Here is a 15309-nt window from a genome sequence, read left to right as displayed (position 1 = left end):
GAGATGAAAAAGATTGTTGCGTGTATGATGGGTTTCGTGCTGGCGGCTGGATGTTTGAGCGGCTGCGGGGGAAAAGATGATACGATCGACTACACCAAAGGGGCTTGGATTGACCATTCCACTGGTCCGGTGGATTACGAAGTACCCCAGGAATGGGGGGAAGCATTCGACTACGAACTTTTGGATATGGATACCACTACCTATTCCGTGGATGATTTTTCCCTGAACATTTTTTATACAGATTTATCCACCGATGAGTTCCACATCTACTCCAATTTGGACGAGTCCCTCACCCCTTATGTGGAGGAGGAAAAGACCGATGACTACAGCTATAGTGAATATACGGAGCTCTCCCATGTTACCATTGCCGGGGAAGAGGCAAGGCATTTTTCCTATCTGAACCAGGACCCTGAAGATGATTCCATCAGCTATAATGAAGTATTCGCTTTTGAAACAGAGGACGGCTACATGAAAATTACCGCCAGCACCGACCAGGAAAAGCTGGGGAAAAACTCCATGAAAACCCTGAAAAAGCTACTTGGAACCATTTCTGTATAATTTTGAGAAAAAAGATGAAAAAGAATTTTTTATACATAGTTGCAGCTCTACTGATATGCGGAGGGTTGTTATGTGGCTGTGGGAAAGCTACCCAGGTGGAAAGCTCTTCCCTGCCCGCTTCCAGCCAGGTTTCCTCCCAAGAGGAGGAAACGGTTCAGACCTACCAACTATACAATAAGCTGGAATACGAATTCCCTTCCAGCTGGGAACAAAGTATTCCTTCGTATGAATTGAACAACCTGATTGCTACAGACGGATTTTATCGCATGACGGGCAATAGTTCGGACGGGTTCAAAAATGCTGCCTCTATTTCGATTTCCTTTTATCAAGAGGATGAACCGGACTATTTTCAGTTCCATTTGGATTTTTCGGTAGAACAATTTGAGTATGAACGCTACCCTGATACAACAATTGGAGGGAAACCCGCTGCCCATTTGGTGAGAAAAAAGACCGATGGGCAAATAGATCATGAGTACGCCTTAGATTTTGGGAATGGAGTATACTGTAGTATTTTTGTATCGTTACAACCAGCCTACGATCCAACGGGGGAAGTAGCGAAGGAAATCGAAATGATTTTGGATAAAATAAAGGTAATTGGATAAACGGAGGTTGAAAATGAAAAAGTGGATCATTAGCATCATTGCTGTTTTGGCGAGTTTGGGCATTTTATGCGGATGCGGCACAAATGTTCCAAAAGGATGGGACACCTATCAACTTGGCGATAAAATCGAATACAGTTTCGCGCCAGATTGGGAAATCATCGAATATGGCAACGGGGAAAGCGATACAGCAGCCGGATTTGAATGGATGGACGGCGAGGAGTGTATCGGCATAGGAAGCATCCTTTTTTCCAAATGGAAGGAAGAGGATGCCCAGGACTATGTGGATTTTTTGAAGGAAGATGACTGGGAAGCTGGTAAATCCACAAAAATCGCTGGAAAAACCGCCATGGCTTTTGAAAAAAAACATGAGGACGGCTCCATAACAAAACAGTACCTAGTGAATTTTGGCGACGGCTGGTACTGCAATGTACAGACGTTTAGCGAAACCAAAGAAGTTGAGGAGAAAATCGACCTATTTGTAAAAAGTATCCATAAGATTTAAAGGGAACGGAAAAAGGCGGCAATATTTGCTGCCTTTTTGTTGGAAAATTTTCATAGATATGGTATAATGGATATAATTTATTGTTTTTACCAAATAGAAGGTAGGCGGCAAGGACTCAACCCTGTTTTATTTGGTGGAACTACTGGAGGGACCGATGGGCTGCCAATGGATAGCCGATACTGTTCCAACGATAAAAGGAATACGGGACAGAAAGAAAAAACGGAAAAGGATTTTAACGGTTATTTCAATTTTTCGAAAAGGGGTTTTTGACATGAAAAAATCTTTGGCAGTATTGCTGGCGGGAATCCTCTGCGCCGGTGTGGTAACTGGATGTTCCAATGTGAGCATGAAAGGCTGGGAAACCTACGACATCGAAGGACAAATGACGTTCCAATACGACCCTTCCTGGAAGGCGTATCCTGACACCGAATATGGGCAGATGACCTTCATTATTGATGAGTTTAGCGGTGGGGCAATGACATTCCACCTATATGAAAAACGGGACAATGAAACCGTGGCGGAAACCATCCAATGGTTTTTAGACGAGAACAAAGAGAATGACCAGGCGAAAAAAAGTTGGCCAAAGAAAATTGGTGGAAAAACAGCGGTTGTATTAGAATCCACTATCGAAAATAACCACACCTACCTTGTGGCTTTGAATGAGGATTACTGGTTAAATGTCACCACAATGGTGGAGGATGGCACTGGAAAACGCCAGCTGGAACAGGAAATGGATCAAGTACTGGATTCCATCCGATTTACGAAATAGAGGTACGAGATGAAAAAAATTTTGATGGCAATGGTAGCGGGCATCCTTTCCGCCTGCATGGTAACTGGGTGTTCCACCGTGGATACCAAAGGCTGGCAGGAACAAACAGTTGGCGATACCGTCCGTTTTTCCACCCCTAGTGATTGGGAAACCGAGGAATTCCAGTTTGCCGAACTGGATTCGGTTCGGTGTTATCTGGAACAAGGGGACAGCTATTGCGAGGTAACCATCGAATCCTACCAGCCTGCTTCCCCTTCCGATGTGGAAAGCTACTACCAAACTACGATTGACAGCGAAAAGGAGAGCTTACATACGGTTGGAACCCTCCAGAAGGGATGGCCCAAACAAATCGGCGGAAAAACGGCGTTCCACACCCAGATGAACTCCTATATCAGCGGTTCATCCGTAGAAAGTGAACTCAATACTTATCGCCTGACGTCGGGCAACACCGGCTTATCCATCTGGACCACCGTCCCCCAGGGGGAAAACAAAAAAGAGCTGGAACAGACGGTGGAACAAATTTTACAAACCATAACATTTTCTTAATTGAGGGATACGATGAAAAAAATTCTAACAGCAATTGCGGGCATCCTCTGCGTTGGGATGATGGCGGGATGTTCCCCCAACACCAGCGGATGGGAAAGCTACCAGATTAACAATGTGATCGAATACAAGGCCCCGCCGGAATGGGAATGCCAGGATAGCTGGTATGAGAACACCCATGTACTGCAAAACGGGGAGAGCAGCATGTCGATCTTTTACACCGAGGCGGAGGACGGCCAACAGGCTTTGGAAGCCTATGTGGACCAAATCAAAAACGCCGAGCCGGAAGAAAACATTCAAGTTGGGGAATGGAAGGAAGAAAAATCCCAAAAAATCAGCGGGAAAGACGCCCTCCACTACACCCAAAACTGGGTTTACAACGGTACTGACTGCAAGTTTGACCTGTACGGCTTTGCTTATGATGGCGGGTATGTGGTGATCAACTCCCAAACCCCGTATGACGACAGCAAAAATGAGGTACAGGAACAGATTGACGATATCATCTCCACGGTGGAACTGGCACAGTAGCGCCCTTCCCCCTCCAAAAAAACAATTGGAATTTTATGCAACTTCCCAATAGGTTGGGGGTCCAAAATGGTGTATAATGATAAGAAGAAGATTTCTTGAAAAAAGATGATAGCATTCATTTTTATATTACAAACTAGCATACATAGAGGTTCACCATGAAAAAATTGATCAGCATGATTTTACTGCTTTGTTTTTGCCTGTGCCTGGCAGGATGTTCCCAGGAACAAACGGTGGAGGCGAAAAACTGGGTTTCTATGGGGTCGCTTTTGTTCGTCCCCCCTACCGATTGGGCAAGCGGGAACAACTCCCGTGACCACCAAACCTATTCTGTTTCCACCGAGGGTTCCGACCAGCCGGCGGTTTCGGTGGCGATTGACAGCTATAAATTCATGTACCAAAATAAAGAGGATTTGGGGGAACAGATGACCCGAGGGATTTTACCCCAGTTCCAGAACAAAAACTACCAGCCAGGGGAAAACACCCAGGTCGGCGGGAAAGACGCCCTTACCTATACGGGAAATGGTATGGCGGAACAATCCCTCCAGGCGATTCTGTTTGAAACCACTGACAGCGTGGTTTCCGTTACAGTGGATTACCGGGATGATTCCCAACGGGAAGCCTACCAGGAGGATGTGGACGGTTTTCTGGAATCCATCCAGGTTCCGGAACAGCCGGAAACCCAGCATATGGTTTCCGCCCGTATCAAAAATGTGAGCTACTCCTTCCCTTCCCAATGGGAACAGATGCCTCCCACTGTCGCCGATGGCGTGACGGAACACATTTATTATGTGGGAAGTTACCCCAGCAAGATTACCATTCAATCCATTCCAGATGGCAACCCGCTGCTGGATACCCTCCCCACCCAAGAACAGATTGAGGCAGCTACCGAGGACAATCCTCCGGACTCCCCTTACCAGTTCTGGAAGGTGGATACCCTGGCAGGGTACAAATCCCTTCACTTTGGCAGAGTCATTTCGGACGACCTGATAGAAGAACAATACCTGTTGGATACCCCAAACGGAACCTTGCGGCTGGTAATTCAAAGTTACGTGGACTGTACCAAGGAAACCAAAGAACAAATCCAAAGCTTTTTCAATACTTTCCAGGTTGACCCTAAGGAAGCGATATAAACCATAAAATTGGGGAACTTCTCCGGTGGATAAAGAGAGAAGAATTCCCCCTCAACACGGATTTTCGGATAATCCGAGAAAAACCGTTTTGTTTTCCCAAGCGATAATTCCCCCATTGGATTCCACTGTGAGGGATGTGCAAAAGAGTCAGCATTGCGGGCAGGGATACCGGTAAGGTTGGGTACAGATTCCATCACCTTATCAAGCGGTATCCCTGCCCGTTGGCAAATCGGAAACAACGGATTGTTTCCATAACCTGGATCATACCCATTGACCCAAAAGGGAGGGAGAAACAATGAACCTATACCCAATCATCGCAATTGGCGTTGGCGCTTGTTTGCTGCTCATCTGCTGGCTGATCGCCAAATGGATGGATAAGGTGCAGAAAAAGGACAAGCCTAGGGATTTTTTTCAACGCCACTTCCGTTTGAGTATCTTCATGATATTGGTCTCCATTATAATGGCAGGCGCTGCGATTTCCTATATCATCTACTATATATCACAGGTACTTGGGCTGCTTGTGTACAATATTTCTAAATTGGACGCTGTTATTATTGTGGCGCTGATTACTGGAGCCCTCTCCTTGATTACCGCAATTGTCGCCAAAATCATCGGGTACCAAAAATCCAGGCAGGATTATCTGGCGAAAAAAAGGGAGCAGCCCTATGAGGAACTGATTGAAATCATGGATAAAATCCAGCAAAATATGGAAGCCGGATACAGCGCTATGGAAGGGCTAACCGAAGAAGAACTCTCCACAATTTCCAAGCAGGTTACCCTTTGGGGTTCGCCAAAAACCGTTTCCACATGGGTGGAGCTGCGGGAAGAACTCCGGGAAGATACCGAGGTGGACCATAGATTCCTGATGGAAGAGCTGGTAAACAGGATGCGGAAGGATTTAGGCTTGGCAAAAATCAAAAGAAGGAATTTCCTTTCTTCCTTGTTGCGCGATATTCGGCATAGCAAACCAGCCACTGATGAAACATCCATAAAAATGATAAAAAAATAGCGGATATCCTACGATACCCGTTATTTTTTTACCACTTTTTTAAAAAGCTACCCAAGAGGTGGTTTTTTCTACCTAATTTTTGCCAGCGATGCGATTTGCTTCGCTTGATATAAATCGCCCGCCCCGATGGCGTTAAACTACGGGAACTTTTTCAAACTCCCCTATCCAGCGCAGGTAGGGGAGTTCATTGTTCCAGCCTCTTCAGGCAGGATGGCCCCAACAACCATACATCTGTTTTGTAACCGTATTGCCTTCCAGTTGCCCAGAAAGTTTGGAACAATTCCCCGCTGTTACGGAAAACCGGTATCCGTTCCAGCAAAAAACACAGCCCGGTGGAATCGCTATGGGTTCCATCCGGTGATATGGATTGAATTTTAAGAAAAGAAAGGATTTGACTATTATGGCAGTAACAACACCAACCAAAGGAACAGAAATGGCTTTTATTGATTGTAAGATGATTGTTGTAACAACAGAAGAGGATTCCCCTCGCAGCGTTGCTATCACATCCGGCGCAAAACTGGGCGTAGAAGCTCTGCTGGACACAGTGGAAGCAGTAAAACTGAACATCAAAGGCGTATTAAAAGCACAGAAAAAAGAATCCAAAATCATCACCGGCCACACCCTGACTTTGACCGACAACATGACTATCTTGGAACTGATGGAAATCGTACAGGGCGGCACACTGACAAGAGATCCAGAGTCCCACGAAATCACCGGCTATGAACCACCAGTGGTTGGGGAAGCATACAAACCAGTGAAATTCAAACTGGAAGCTTACTCCGCACAGATGGACGAAGGCGGCAACGAAATTGGCTACGAAAAAGTAACCTACCCAGGCTGTACTGGCCAACCAGTTGGCTTGAACTCTGAGGACAATGTATTCCGTGTAACCGAATACACCATTACTTCCGCACCAAGCAAAGGCGAAGCCCCATACAAATGGGAATACGTAAAAGCCTTGCCAGAAGTACAGGAACCAACCGAAGTAGGCGCATAATCATAACGATACCATAAGAACAGGAGGAAAAACAATATGGCAGTAACCACTATGGATGAACTAAAACACTACGCAGAAGGCACCGAAGTAGAGCTATCCGGCTTTGCAGAAGGCCAGCCTTTTGTGGTAAAACTCAAACGCCCTTCCCTGATGCTTCTGGCACAGAACGGAGATATTCCAAATACGTTGATGGCAGCCGCTTCCGAGCTGTTTAACGACGGCATCAAAGGGCTGAACCCAAACAACTTCAGCCGTATGGCGGATATTTTCACCGCTATGGCAAAGGCCTCAATGGTTTCCCCTACCTACCAGGAAGTGGAGGAAGCCGGCCTGAGCTTAACCGACATCCAACTGCTCCAAATCTATAATTTTTCCCAAACGGGGGTGGCTCCGCTGCAACGATTTCATCAAAAGTAAGCAACTTTTGAACGTAATCGCCATCGCGAACCATAGCCACACCAGCCCCAGCCAGGTAATGGGGATTGACGACCCATACACTGCCTATTGTTTTGATGAAACCTGTTTGTACATCAGCCAGCGGATGGAACGGGGCGACCGCCCCAGATACCTGGTACAATGCAATGGGTTCCGTGAATTCTACGACCGGATCCAGGGGCGGTAAATAAACGCAACGGGCAGCATGGGTTCTTTCCCTGTGCTGCCCTTTTTTGCGTTCCATCCATTGTTTATCCGTCCTATTCACCAAATTCTGGTTTCCATTGTTATGCAGCGTTACAAAATTTTTCTATTAATCCAAAAATCACCTTGTCGATTATGGCAGAATTATGAAGAATATGGTATACTGTTTCCTAGAAGATGGAAATGGAGGAGAAAAGGATGCGGAAGATTTTGATTGGGCTGTTGGCAGTAGGTATTTGTATTGCCGGCTTTGCATATTGCACCAGCCGTGGGCGGGATTCCAGAGAACATTGGATTCTGGAACGGATTGGTAGGCAGATAATTTACGAAATCCCGATGGAATGGGAATGGTCTAGTGAAGAAAACCGGCATTATTACCAGACTGAGGTGGACGGGGAATCCATTTACCTCACCATGCTGCTATATAACCAAGGGGAATATTGGGATAAAGCCCAGTATATCGCCTTAACCGAAACCGTCAAGGGGGATAAGATTACCCGCTTGCCAGAGATGGAAATCGCGGGGCAAAACGCCTACCACTATTGTGAAACCATCGAGGAAAGGATCTATGAATCCTATGTATTTGATACCGCCCAGGGAGTGTTTCGGATTTTGATTGCGTTTCCATCCCATTGGGAGGAAAACCCCATCCAAAATGAACTATTCCGGATAGCAGAATCTTTTTCGGATTACCGGAACCATTCCAAAAAAGCTGAGGGCGATTCCTCCAACTCCTCTGACGGGACACAGGGAAAAACCAGCGGTTCCCTCGCCATGGAGGAGGAAGTTTGGAACCAGTACCAGCTGGCGAACATCACCTATGAAACCCCAACTTCCTGGGTGATGGAACAACAATTGGATACCTGCCATACGTTTCAGATTGGCGAAACCAAATTGGAACTCATTTACGAAGTCCAGATAGAGGGATTTGACAAAGCCTCGGAATATATTGACTACCTGGAACAACAGAACCATCCGAATGACACCTTCCAGGACGATGTGAAAATTTACGGAAAGCCCGCTTACCATGTAACCCACAACGAGGATGCCACCAACCTAACCATCGAGGAATATTTTTTTGATACCCCTCAGGGAATATTCCGGATTCGGGTAACGGAAACCAGCCAGACCGGGGACCAAATTCCAAAAGAAGAATTTAACGAGTTTTTGGATTTTATTGTGATTAAAACCTGATAAATATCCCTCAACCTGGAAAGGGAGCCTTTTCCCTTCCAGCGCCTTTCAAAAAACTTCCTCTTTTGACCAATCCTCAAAAATGGATTGTAAAAGCTCTGCCGTTGTGTTATAATGTTGTCGTTTTTGATATTAGGAGGATTGATTGGATGAAGAAGGTTATTTCAATTGCGCTGGCGCTCTGCCTGTGCCTAGTGTGCTTTGTGGGCTGCGGAGAAAAGCCTCCGGAAGGATACGAAGGCTGGAAAGTAAAAAAGCTCCTTAATACGGTTAGCTATTGCGTGCCTGAGTCCTGGAAGCAAGAAAAAAAAGAGAATGACTACCATAGTTATAAAATCGATGATACAACTGAAATGCGTATTTACATTGAATCTGAATCTTTAAATGGTTTTACAAAAGCTGAAGAGGTCATTAACAATTATGAAAAAGAAAAAGGAGCCTATGAAAGCGGAGATTATTATACGCCTAGCACGTTTGTACGGCAGGCAGACTGCTCTTTCGATGGACAAAAAGCTTATCATTACCAGATAGATCCATATCTAGGAGTTACTAAAGAAGGCGGCTCCACCAACAACAATATATACGATTGTTACCTTGGTGATTGCTCCAAAGGAATGTTAAATTTAGATATCATTTATGATAGAGATTTTGGAAATCCATTATCAGATCATGATGTTAATAAACTCATAAATTCGATTCGATTCAAAGACATTGATAAAAAATAAACCAAAAAAATACCTAGTTCCTCCGCTGGGTATTTTTTTGAGGGGTGCGGATGTCGGGAAAGAGGTTGTTTTGTCGAACTGGCAGAAATCTCCTGTTTTGTGTTGTAAATTTGGAAATAATATGCTACAATAATAGTAATTCGTTGCCAAATTGGCAATACATTTAGGAGGATTGATTGGATGAAGAAGGTTATTTCGATCGCGCTGGCGCTCTGCCTGTGCCTAGTGTGCTTTGTGGGCTGCGGAGATTCTGAATATAAAGGATGGGGAAAAGAAAGTTTAGTTAGTATAACCTACCGTATACCTCCAACCTGGGAACTAACAAACGATAATGTTGAAAACACTAAAGTATACACCATAGATATGCCTGAAGATAAACCAGAAGTAATTATTGCTAATTTAACCAAACTGGGAGATGATTATGATGCTGAATCTGTTATGAAAACTATAGAAAAAGAAAATCAAGAACAACTATCTAAGGGTGCGATAGACGTCCGTTATCATATCGAAGAAAGTTTTACAATATGTGATGAAACCGTATATCATTTTTATGAAAATGATGGTATAAGAAGAGAAACATATCTATTTGATGGAAAAGAAGGTATTTTTCGTATTTTGGTCAAATATGATCCAAGATACGAATTTCCTACTTACACAGAAGAGTTCCAGCTATTTTTAGATTCTATCGTAATAAAAAAATAAAAATCTAAACTAAGCTAACTGTTAATTCAGTTAGCTTTTTTATTTACAAAGAGGTGGTGAATTAATGGCAAACGATATTGATTTTAAAGCATTAGAAAAAGAAATTAAAAATGCCACTAATGAAACAAAAAACTTTACTAAAGAGCTAAAAAATGTTATTAATGAATTAAGCTCTGTTGGCTCTTCTGGCGGTGGATTTAGCATCAATGGTTTGGCATCTACTATCAGCGATTTAGAAACTATTTCAGATAGTATTGAAGAATCATATGAATCTGTTAATAAACTATCTGGTGGATTTTCTGGATTAGGTGGAGCAATTTTTTCTGGAATTGGGACAATAATTGGTGGATTTAGCAGCCTTACTGGAGCTATTAGTTTAGTAACCAGCGCTGTTTCCTATTTAGGAAATGCCTATTCTGAAATGAAACAAGAAATGATTCAAAAGGATATTGAAGATCATTTTGGAAATGTAACTTTATCAATGGAACAATTGACAGAAGCAGCTGAAACACTGACAAATGCAGATTGGAATATTCGAATAAATACAGTGTTAAATGCCCAAGAAGAAACAAATAATTTAAAGCAGGATATAGATCAAACAATTGCTGATATTGAACAATATAATTGGAAGGTAAAAGTCGGAATTACATTAACTGAAGAAGATAAACAGAATTATCAAAAAAGTATTTCAGATTATGTTACCTCTACTACCGAGTATCTGAACAAACAGTGGTATACTACTAATTTAGCGATTAATTTATTGTTTAAACCGGGAAGTGAATCTTCTACTTTTGCCAATTCAGCTTCAGCATCCGTATTTGGTGGATTATATACTCAAATTTCACAGTTAAGCGCAGATTTAAACAAAACTGTTGCAGACGCTATTGAAACCGATACACTAAATACTCCAGATGTACAAAATGCGATTCAAACCAAAATACAACAGATGCAAGAAATTATCAACCAAGTATCCGATGCACAATACCAAGTAAAAGTTGATCAAATTGAGGCAAAAATTGAAAGTGGTAGTTTAACACAAGAGAGTTTTTCCGGATTGCAAGAAGAACTGAACACTTCATTAGCCGAAAAAACGTCTGAAATTGATAATCTTACAGCTTCCGCATTAGTTGCATTTCAATTGCAATTACAAAATAAGCAGATTTCTCCTGATGAATACGACAGGATAAAAAAATCTTTTGAATTAGAAGCAAGCCGTAATATTACTACAATAACATTAGATACTGTTAATTTGGAGATAAAAGGTTTTAAAACGATTTGGAATAGTGAATTAAGTAACCTTTCCAGTAATTTAGAAAAACATGTAGCACAACAAATTAAAATTTTTGATTTTCAAGGTGGAACTACTGATATAAATGAATCTACTATTGCATCTATTCTTAATGTTGGCGATTTAGGAAGCCTTGAAGAACCTTTAACTAATTTTGTAGATAGTGTACAAGAGAAAAAACTTACTTTAGAAAAACAAGTACAAGAATATCAGGAACTGGGGCAAAGTATCCCAAGCAGTATCCTTGACACATTAGGAGAAATTTATAAATATGAAGCTTTGCTGGGAGACCCCAATGGAGGATTTAGTTATCTTGCCCAACAAATTGTATCCAATCAAGAGGCATTTCAACAATTCAAAGATTTTATTAAAAATTTTCCAGAAAAATTCCCTGATGAATTTATTGACCAACTTGAGTTATTTAGCGGAGAAACATTTACCGGAAAAAATTGGGTCAAAAAATTAGTTGCCTCAGATGAATCTATAGAAGAAGTGAAAGCGAAACTTCAAGAACAAGGAATTGAACTTTCTGATGCAGTAATCGAAAGTTTAGCAACTGTAACTCCTTCTGTACAACAAAAAGCAATTGAATTGGCAAACGCCTATACATTGTCAGACAATGAAGAAGAAAAACAAAATCTTTTACTTCAATTAGCACAATTAGGTGTTACAATGGATGATGCCCTTGCGCAAGGGATTTATCAGAATATGGGGTTTGTTCGTTTGGCTGGTTCAGATACTATTACAGCATTTAATACCGCAACGGGAGAAGAAATTGGAACTGTTACCCCTCAATTTGTCCAAAATTTAAGCAATATGGGTCTTACAGGTCTTTTTGGAATGCAACAAGTAATTGATGGAAATCCACTTAATGCCCCTAGCCTAAAAGATATTAATGCTAAAGCCTGGGCGGACCATAACTACGCACTGATTCAAACAGAAATGAATGGAAAAACTGTCCATATTAAAATAGCAGGGGATAAAGTATTGTATGGATCAGTAAATGGACCTGATGGAAAACCACTTTTCTACACCTATGGAAAACCTAAGGGTTTTGCTACAGGCGGGTTTGTGGATAAAGAACAGCTCAGCTGGATTGCGGAGGGTGACAAGCCAGAAGTTGTGATTCCGTTAGACCCTGGCAAGCGCACACGGGCAATGCAGCTTTTCGCTCAGACTAGCGAGTTGCTCGGCGTTTCCGTACAGGCGCGCAACGGCTTCCCGCTGGGCGATTCCCTCTCCCCTTCCACCAGTGTGGTGGATTATTCCCGCCTGGCCGCCCTCATTACCGATAGCCTCAAATCCTCCGCTATCCAATGCAACCCTGTGTTCCAGGTTTCCCAGGGGGATGTTTACCTGGATTCCGAAAAAGCTGGCCGGGCGCTTACTCCGGTGATTTCCCGCATTCAAGCAAAAACCGCTAAATTTGAAACGAGGTGACCCTTTTTGGAAATTTTTACTGCAAGCCCTTTCCAGTTCAACGACCTCTCCCAGGACCAACAGGTCGGCGAGGACTGCTGGATGGACCATTTGAATACCTTTACTGAATTCCAGGCGGATTTGATTTCGTTCACCGTCTCCCCAGGCAAAATCGAAACCAACACCCTGGAACATCCCGAACTCAACACGTTCCACCACTTTAAAAGCCGTGTTTGCTGTAAATCAGCAGAGGCGGCTTTTTACGTGTTCGGCGAAAACCGGGATATGCTCTCCCAGAACATCTCCAACCTGGTTTCTGCCGCGCTCAAAACCACCATTAGCCTGGGGAATTCCGATTTGATCTGGCGCGCCGTGCTTACCAAGTATTCCACCGAGGAAACTGGCATCGACTGCTACTCCCAGGTGGAACTTTCTTTTGATGTCATGGAAAGTCTCCCTCTTACTACGGTAAAATTAAAGGGAAATGATACCATCCTCAACGCTGGCAACTGCACTTCCGAGTGCATCATCTCCTTTACCCCTACCAAAGAGATGGACCAGTTTTCCATCCGGAACCTGTTCACCATCAATAAACCGGAAGTCGGCAAGACGATTGTCATCGACAGCATCAAAAAAACCGTCACCGCCGATGGGGTGAATATCTGGCCAAAGGCTTCCCTTTCCAGCTTCCCCACCCTCTCCCCCGGGCTGAACAAAATCGAGATGGTGCCAGAACCGCTGGAGGTAACGTTTTCCTATTACCCTATGCTGATTTAAGGAGGTTCCCATGATTATTTTATACGATACCAATAACCAGCCCATGTATCCTTTGGAGGTGGACCCGGACTCCTACGTCATCACTCACAAGGCCAGCGGCTTGGATTTGCTCAGCTTTGACCTACCCGTTAACCACGAACACCTCCCCCACTTGGGGGAGGAAATCCGGGTAGAGGCGGAAGGGAATTTGTATGTGATCAAATCCTTGGACGATTCCGGCGACGGCGTCTCGGTGGACTGCGAGCTGGATTTGGACGCCTGGAAGACGGAGATACGCAAAACCTTCACCACTGAATCCGGTGAGGGGGATACCAAAACCGATACTCCTATCACCCTTGCCCAAGTGCTGGAACAAATCACTCCCACCGGTTGGAGCTGTAGTACAAGTGGGCTGAACTCCAGCCAGACCGCTTCCTTTAAGCTGGAAAATGTCACTAATTACGACATCCTTTCCAAGGCGATGAAGGAATACGATGACGTAGGCTACCGCTTCGACACAAAGGTAACCGCAGGTGGAAAGGATAAAACCCTCTCTGTATTCAGTACCAACAATAAAGAGCCTTCCGCTGTGTACGTCACCGACGAGCTCAACCTGGAAAGCTTGAAATTTTCCGGGGATTCCACCGATTTGGTCACCCGGCTGTACGCTTATGGCAAAGATGGCCTGACCATGGCGGGGGCTTCTGGCGGCTCGGATGGCCAGACCTATGGCTTAGAATATGTAGAGGATACTTCTTATACCAAACAGATTATCTGCGGCGTGATGAAGGATACCTCCATTGAGGACGCCAACGAGCTAAAAGCAGCCGCTGAGAAAAAGCTCAAAGAGCTGGCTTACCCCAAACGCTCCTACCAGTGCAGCGTGGTTGACCTGGCAAAACTCAATCCAGAATATAGCTTTTTGACCTTCCAGATGTACCAGGTGGTTACCTTAATCGACCGCACCAGAAACACCACGGTAAACCATCAGGTGGTGGAATACAAGGAATATCCCCTCAAGCCCGAAAAAAACGTGGTGACCCTTTCCACCACTGCCCCAAGGATTGAAACCAGTATTGGCAATATCCAGAATTCCATCCAGGAACAGCAAGATTATACCAATAATGAGCTGCAAAACGCCATCCAGCACGCCACCGATTTAATTACCGGCGTGGACGGCGGGGTGATTAAAATCCGGTTCCAAAAAGGCAAACCAGCGGAACTTCTAATTTTAAAAGATGACACTGATAGTTGGGAAACCACCCCTATGTGGCGCTGGAATGCGAATGGTCTAGGTTATTCTCAAGAAGGTTTAAATGGTAACTATGAGTTGGCTATGACGATGGATGGACAGATTAACGCAAACTATATTACAAGTGGTGTTCTAAAAAGCAGTGTGGAAATACCAAATCCAAATTATAAAAACGATCCAGATAAGGAACCGGAATATATCCCAAATTTAATGTTTGATTTAAATCAAGGACAATTGATGGCTCCTGGATTAACAGTTTACTCTCCAAATGATAGCACGATTGGCTTTAGTGGCGATGGAGAAAAATACATTACATTTAATTCTAACAGCGGTAATGCTGTCTTTATTTATTTTAATTCTAGGAATAATTCATCTAGAATTGGAAATTATGGCGAAGGTAATGAAGGAAGTATTTATATTGAATCTGGAATGGCCGGGCAAACGATGCAGCCTGGAAAAATTATATTCCGTGGAATTAACTCCACACCAACAAGCAATGCCGATGCGAATGTAGAGATTTACGGCTCATTAAATGTAAATGGTGTTAATATCACCCGGGCTGTTCAGGCGTTAGTGGAGATTCAAGCGCAGCAGAGGAACCTGACCTCGGAGCAACAGGCAAAGCTCAGTGCAATTACAGAAGAATTGGAACAGGCGGAACGGAAACGTTCCCAGCAGGAATACCCTGAATCTTAG

The 15309-nt window shown here is 43.7% G+C and carries 18 protein-coding genes; all 18 read left to right on the top strand.

Annotation, left to right across the window (positions count from 1 at the left end; all coding sequences use genetic code 11):
- Positions 1-3: 3 nt before the first annotated feature.
- The 18 genes from H8Z77_RS02700 to H8Z77_RS02615 all read left to right on the top strand — a co-directional run bounded on the left by H8Z77_RS02700 (position 4) and on the right by H8Z77_RS02615 (position 15309).
- On the top strand, positions 4-558 hold the full coding sequence (locus H8Z77_RS02700; protein WP_186996106.1) for a hypothetical protein: 555 nt from the start codon (positions 4-6) through the stop codon (positions 556-558).
- A gap of 14 nt (positions 559-572) precedes the next feature.
- Entirely contained in the window at positions 573-1160 is a 588-nt protein-coding gene (locus H8Z77_RS02695; RefSeq protein WP_186996105.1) for a hypothetical protein, read from the top strand.
- Between the two features lie 13 nt (positions 1161-1173).
- Positions 1174-1662: a hypothetical protein gene (locus H8Z77_RS02690; RefSeq protein WP_186996104.1), complete on the top strand. Its 489-nt coding sequence runs from the start codon at positions 1174-1176 to the stop codon at positions 1660-1662.
- 154 nt (positions 1663-1816) lie between these two features.
- Positions 1817-2431 carry a hypothetical protein gene (locus H8Z77_RS02685; RefSeq protein ID WP_186996103.1) on the top strand — a complete coding sequence of 205 codons (615 nt, stop codon included), beginning with the start codon at positions 1817-1819 and terminating at the stop codon, positions 2429-2431.
- A gap of 9 nt (positions 2432-2440) precedes the next feature.
- Positions 2441-2977 carry a hypothetical protein gene (locus H8Z77_RS02680; RefSeq protein WP_186996102.1) on the top strand — a complete coding sequence of 179 codons (537 nt, stop codon included), beginning with the start codon at positions 2441-2443 and terminating at the stop codon, positions 2975-2977.
- Between the two features lie 12 nt (positions 2978-2989).
- Entirely contained in the window at positions 2990-3502 is a 513-nt protein-coding gene (locus tag H8Z77_RS02675; RefSeq protein WP_186996101.1) for an RNA-binding protein, read from the top strand.
- A 155-nt stretch (positions 3503-3657) separates the two neighbouring features.
- On the top strand, positions 3658-4632 hold the full coding sequence (locus H8Z77_RS02670; protein ID WP_186996100.1) for a hypothetical protein: 975 nt from the start codon (positions 3658-3660) through the stop codon (positions 4630-4632).
- Between the two features lie 295 nt (positions 4633-4927).
- Complete coding sequence (locus tag H8Z77_RS02665; protein ID WP_186996099.1) at positions 4928-5641, top strand: MFS transporter; 714 nt, start codon at positions 4928-4930, stop codon at positions 5639-5641.
- 187 nt (positions 5642-5828) lie between these two features.
- Entirely contained in the window at positions 5829-6002 is a 174-nt protein-coding gene (locus H8Z77_RS02660) for a hypothetical protein (protein WP_186996098.1), read from the top strand.
- A 39-nt stretch (positions 6003-6041) separates the two neighbouring features.
- The gene (locus H8Z77_RS02655; RefSeq protein WP_186996097.1) at positions 6042-6638 is read left to right on the top strand and encodes a hypothetical protein; all 597 of its coding nucleotides are present in this window, start codon (positions 6042-6044) and stop codon (positions 6636-6638) included.
- Between the two features lie 36 nt (positions 6639-6674).
- Positions 6675-7055: a hypothetical protein gene (locus tag H8Z77_RS02650; protein WP_069988546.1), complete on the top strand. Its 381-nt coding sequence runs from the start codon at positions 6675-6677 to the stop codon at positions 7053-7055.
- A gap of 7 nt (positions 7056-7062) precedes the next feature.
- Positions 7063-7260, top strand: coding sequence for a hypothetical protein (locus tag H8Z77_RS02645; RefSeq protein ID WP_069988545.1), 198 nt, complete (start codon positions 7063-7065; stop codon positions 7258-7260).
- Positions 7261-7475: 215 nt separating this feature from the next.
- Positions 7476-8471, top strand: a complete 996-nt coding sequence (locus tag H8Z77_RS02640; protein WP_186996096.1) for a hypothetical protein — start codon at positions 7476-7478, stop codon at positions 8469-8471.
- A gap of 149 nt (positions 8472-8620) precedes the next feature.
- Positions 8621-9196, top strand: a complete 576-nt coding sequence (locus H8Z77_RS02635) for a hypothetical protein (protein ID WP_186996095.1) — start codon at positions 8621-8623, stop codon at positions 9194-9196.
- 180 nt (positions 9197-9376) lie between these two features.
- On the top strand, positions 9377-9898 hold the full coding sequence (locus H8Z77_RS02630) for a hypothetical protein (protein WP_186996094.1): 522 nt from the start codon (positions 9377-9379) through the stop codon (positions 9896-9898).
- A gap of 64 nt (positions 9899-9962) precedes the next feature.
- On the top strand, positions 9963-12626 hold the full coding sequence (locus H8Z77_RS02625; protein ID WP_186996093.1) for a lysozyme family protein: 2664 nt from the start codon (positions 9963-9965) through the stop codon (positions 12624-12626).
- A 6-nt stretch (positions 12627-12632) separates the two neighbouring features.
- On the top strand, positions 12633-13382 hold the full coding sequence (locus H8Z77_RS02620) for a phage distal tail protein (RefSeq protein WP_069988540.1): 750 nt from the start codon (positions 12633-12635) through the stop codon (positions 13380-13382).
- Between the two features lie 10 nt (positions 13383-13392).
- The gene (locus H8Z77_RS02615; RefSeq protein ID WP_186996092.1) at positions 13393-15309 is read left to right on the top strand and encodes a phage tail spike protein; all 1917 of its coding nucleotides are present in this window, start codon (positions 13393-13395) and stop codon (positions 15307-15309) included.

The organism is Clostridium facile (assembly GCF_014297275.1).
Classification (GTDB): Bacteria; Bacillota; Clostridia; order Oscillospirales; family Ruminococcaceae; genus Massilioclostridium; species Massilioclostridium facile.
Note: the sequence above shows the minus strand (reverse complement) of the source record. Positions and strands in the feature narration are given on the sequence as shown.

Excerpts from the sequence above, each read along its gene's own strand:
- H8Z77_RS02615 (WP_186996092.1), top strand. The coding sequence starts at position 13,393 with ATGATTATTTTATACGATACCAATAACCAGCCCATGTATCCTTTGGAG.
- H8Z77_RS02630 (WP_186996094.1), top strand. The coding sequence starts at position 9,377 with ATGAAGAAGGTTATTTCGATCGCGCTGGCGCTCTGCCTGTGCCTAGTG.
- H8Z77_RS02695 (WP_186996105.1), top strand. The coding sequence starts at position 573 with ATGAAAAAGAATTTTTTATACATAGTTGCAGCTCTACTGATATGCGGA.
- H8Z77_RS02670 (WP_186996100.1), top strand. The coding sequence starts at position 3,658 with ATGAAAAAATTGATCAGCATGATTTTACTGCTTTGTTTTTGCCTGTGC.
- H8Z77_RS02685 (WP_186996103.1), top strand. The coding sequence starts at position 1,817 with ATGGGCTGCCAATGGATAGCCGATACTGTTCCAACGATAAAAGGAATA.
- H8Z77_RS02655 (WP_186996097.1), top strand. The coding sequence starts at position 6,042 with ATGGCAGTAACAACACCAACCAAAGGAACAGAAATGGCTTTTATTGAT.
- H8Z77_RS02675 (WP_186996101.1), top strand. The coding sequence starts at position 2,990 with ATGAAAAAAATTCTAACAGCAATTGCGGGCATCCTCTGCGTTGGGATG.
- H8Z77_RS02690 (WP_186996104.1), top strand. The coding sequence starts at position 1,174 with ATGAAAAAGTGGATCATTAGCATCATTGCTGTTTTGGCGAGTTTGGGC.
- H8Z77_RS02635 (WP_186996095.1), top strand. The coding sequence starts at position 8,621 with ATGAAGAAGGTTATTTCAATTGCGCTGGCGCTCTGCCTGTGCCTAGTG.
- H8Z77_RS02640 (WP_186996096.1), top strand. The coding sequence starts at position 7,476 with ATGCGGAAGATTTTGATTGGGCTGTTGGCAGTAGGTATTTGTATTGCC.
- H8Z77_RS02680 (WP_186996102.1), top strand. The coding sequence starts at position 2,441 with ATGAAAAAAATTTTGATGGCAATGGTAGCGGGCATCCTTTCCGCCTGC.
- H8Z77_RS02665 (WP_186996099.1), top strand. The coding sequence starts at position 4,928 with ATGAACCTATACCCAATCATCGCAATTGGCGTTGGCGCTTGTTTGCTG.
- H8Z77_RS02700 (WP_186996106.1), top strand. The coding sequence starts at position 4 with ATGAAAAAGATTGTTGCGTGTATGATGGGTTTCGTGCTGGCGGCTGGA.
- H8Z77_RS02625 (WP_186996093.1), top strand. The coding sequence starts at position 9,963 with ATGGCAAACGATATTGATTTTAAAGCATTAGAAAAAGAAATTAAAAAT.
- H8Z77_RS02650 (WP_069988546.1), top strand. The coding sequence starts at position 6,675 with ATGGCAGTAACCACTATGGATGAACTAAAACACTACGCAGAAGGCACC.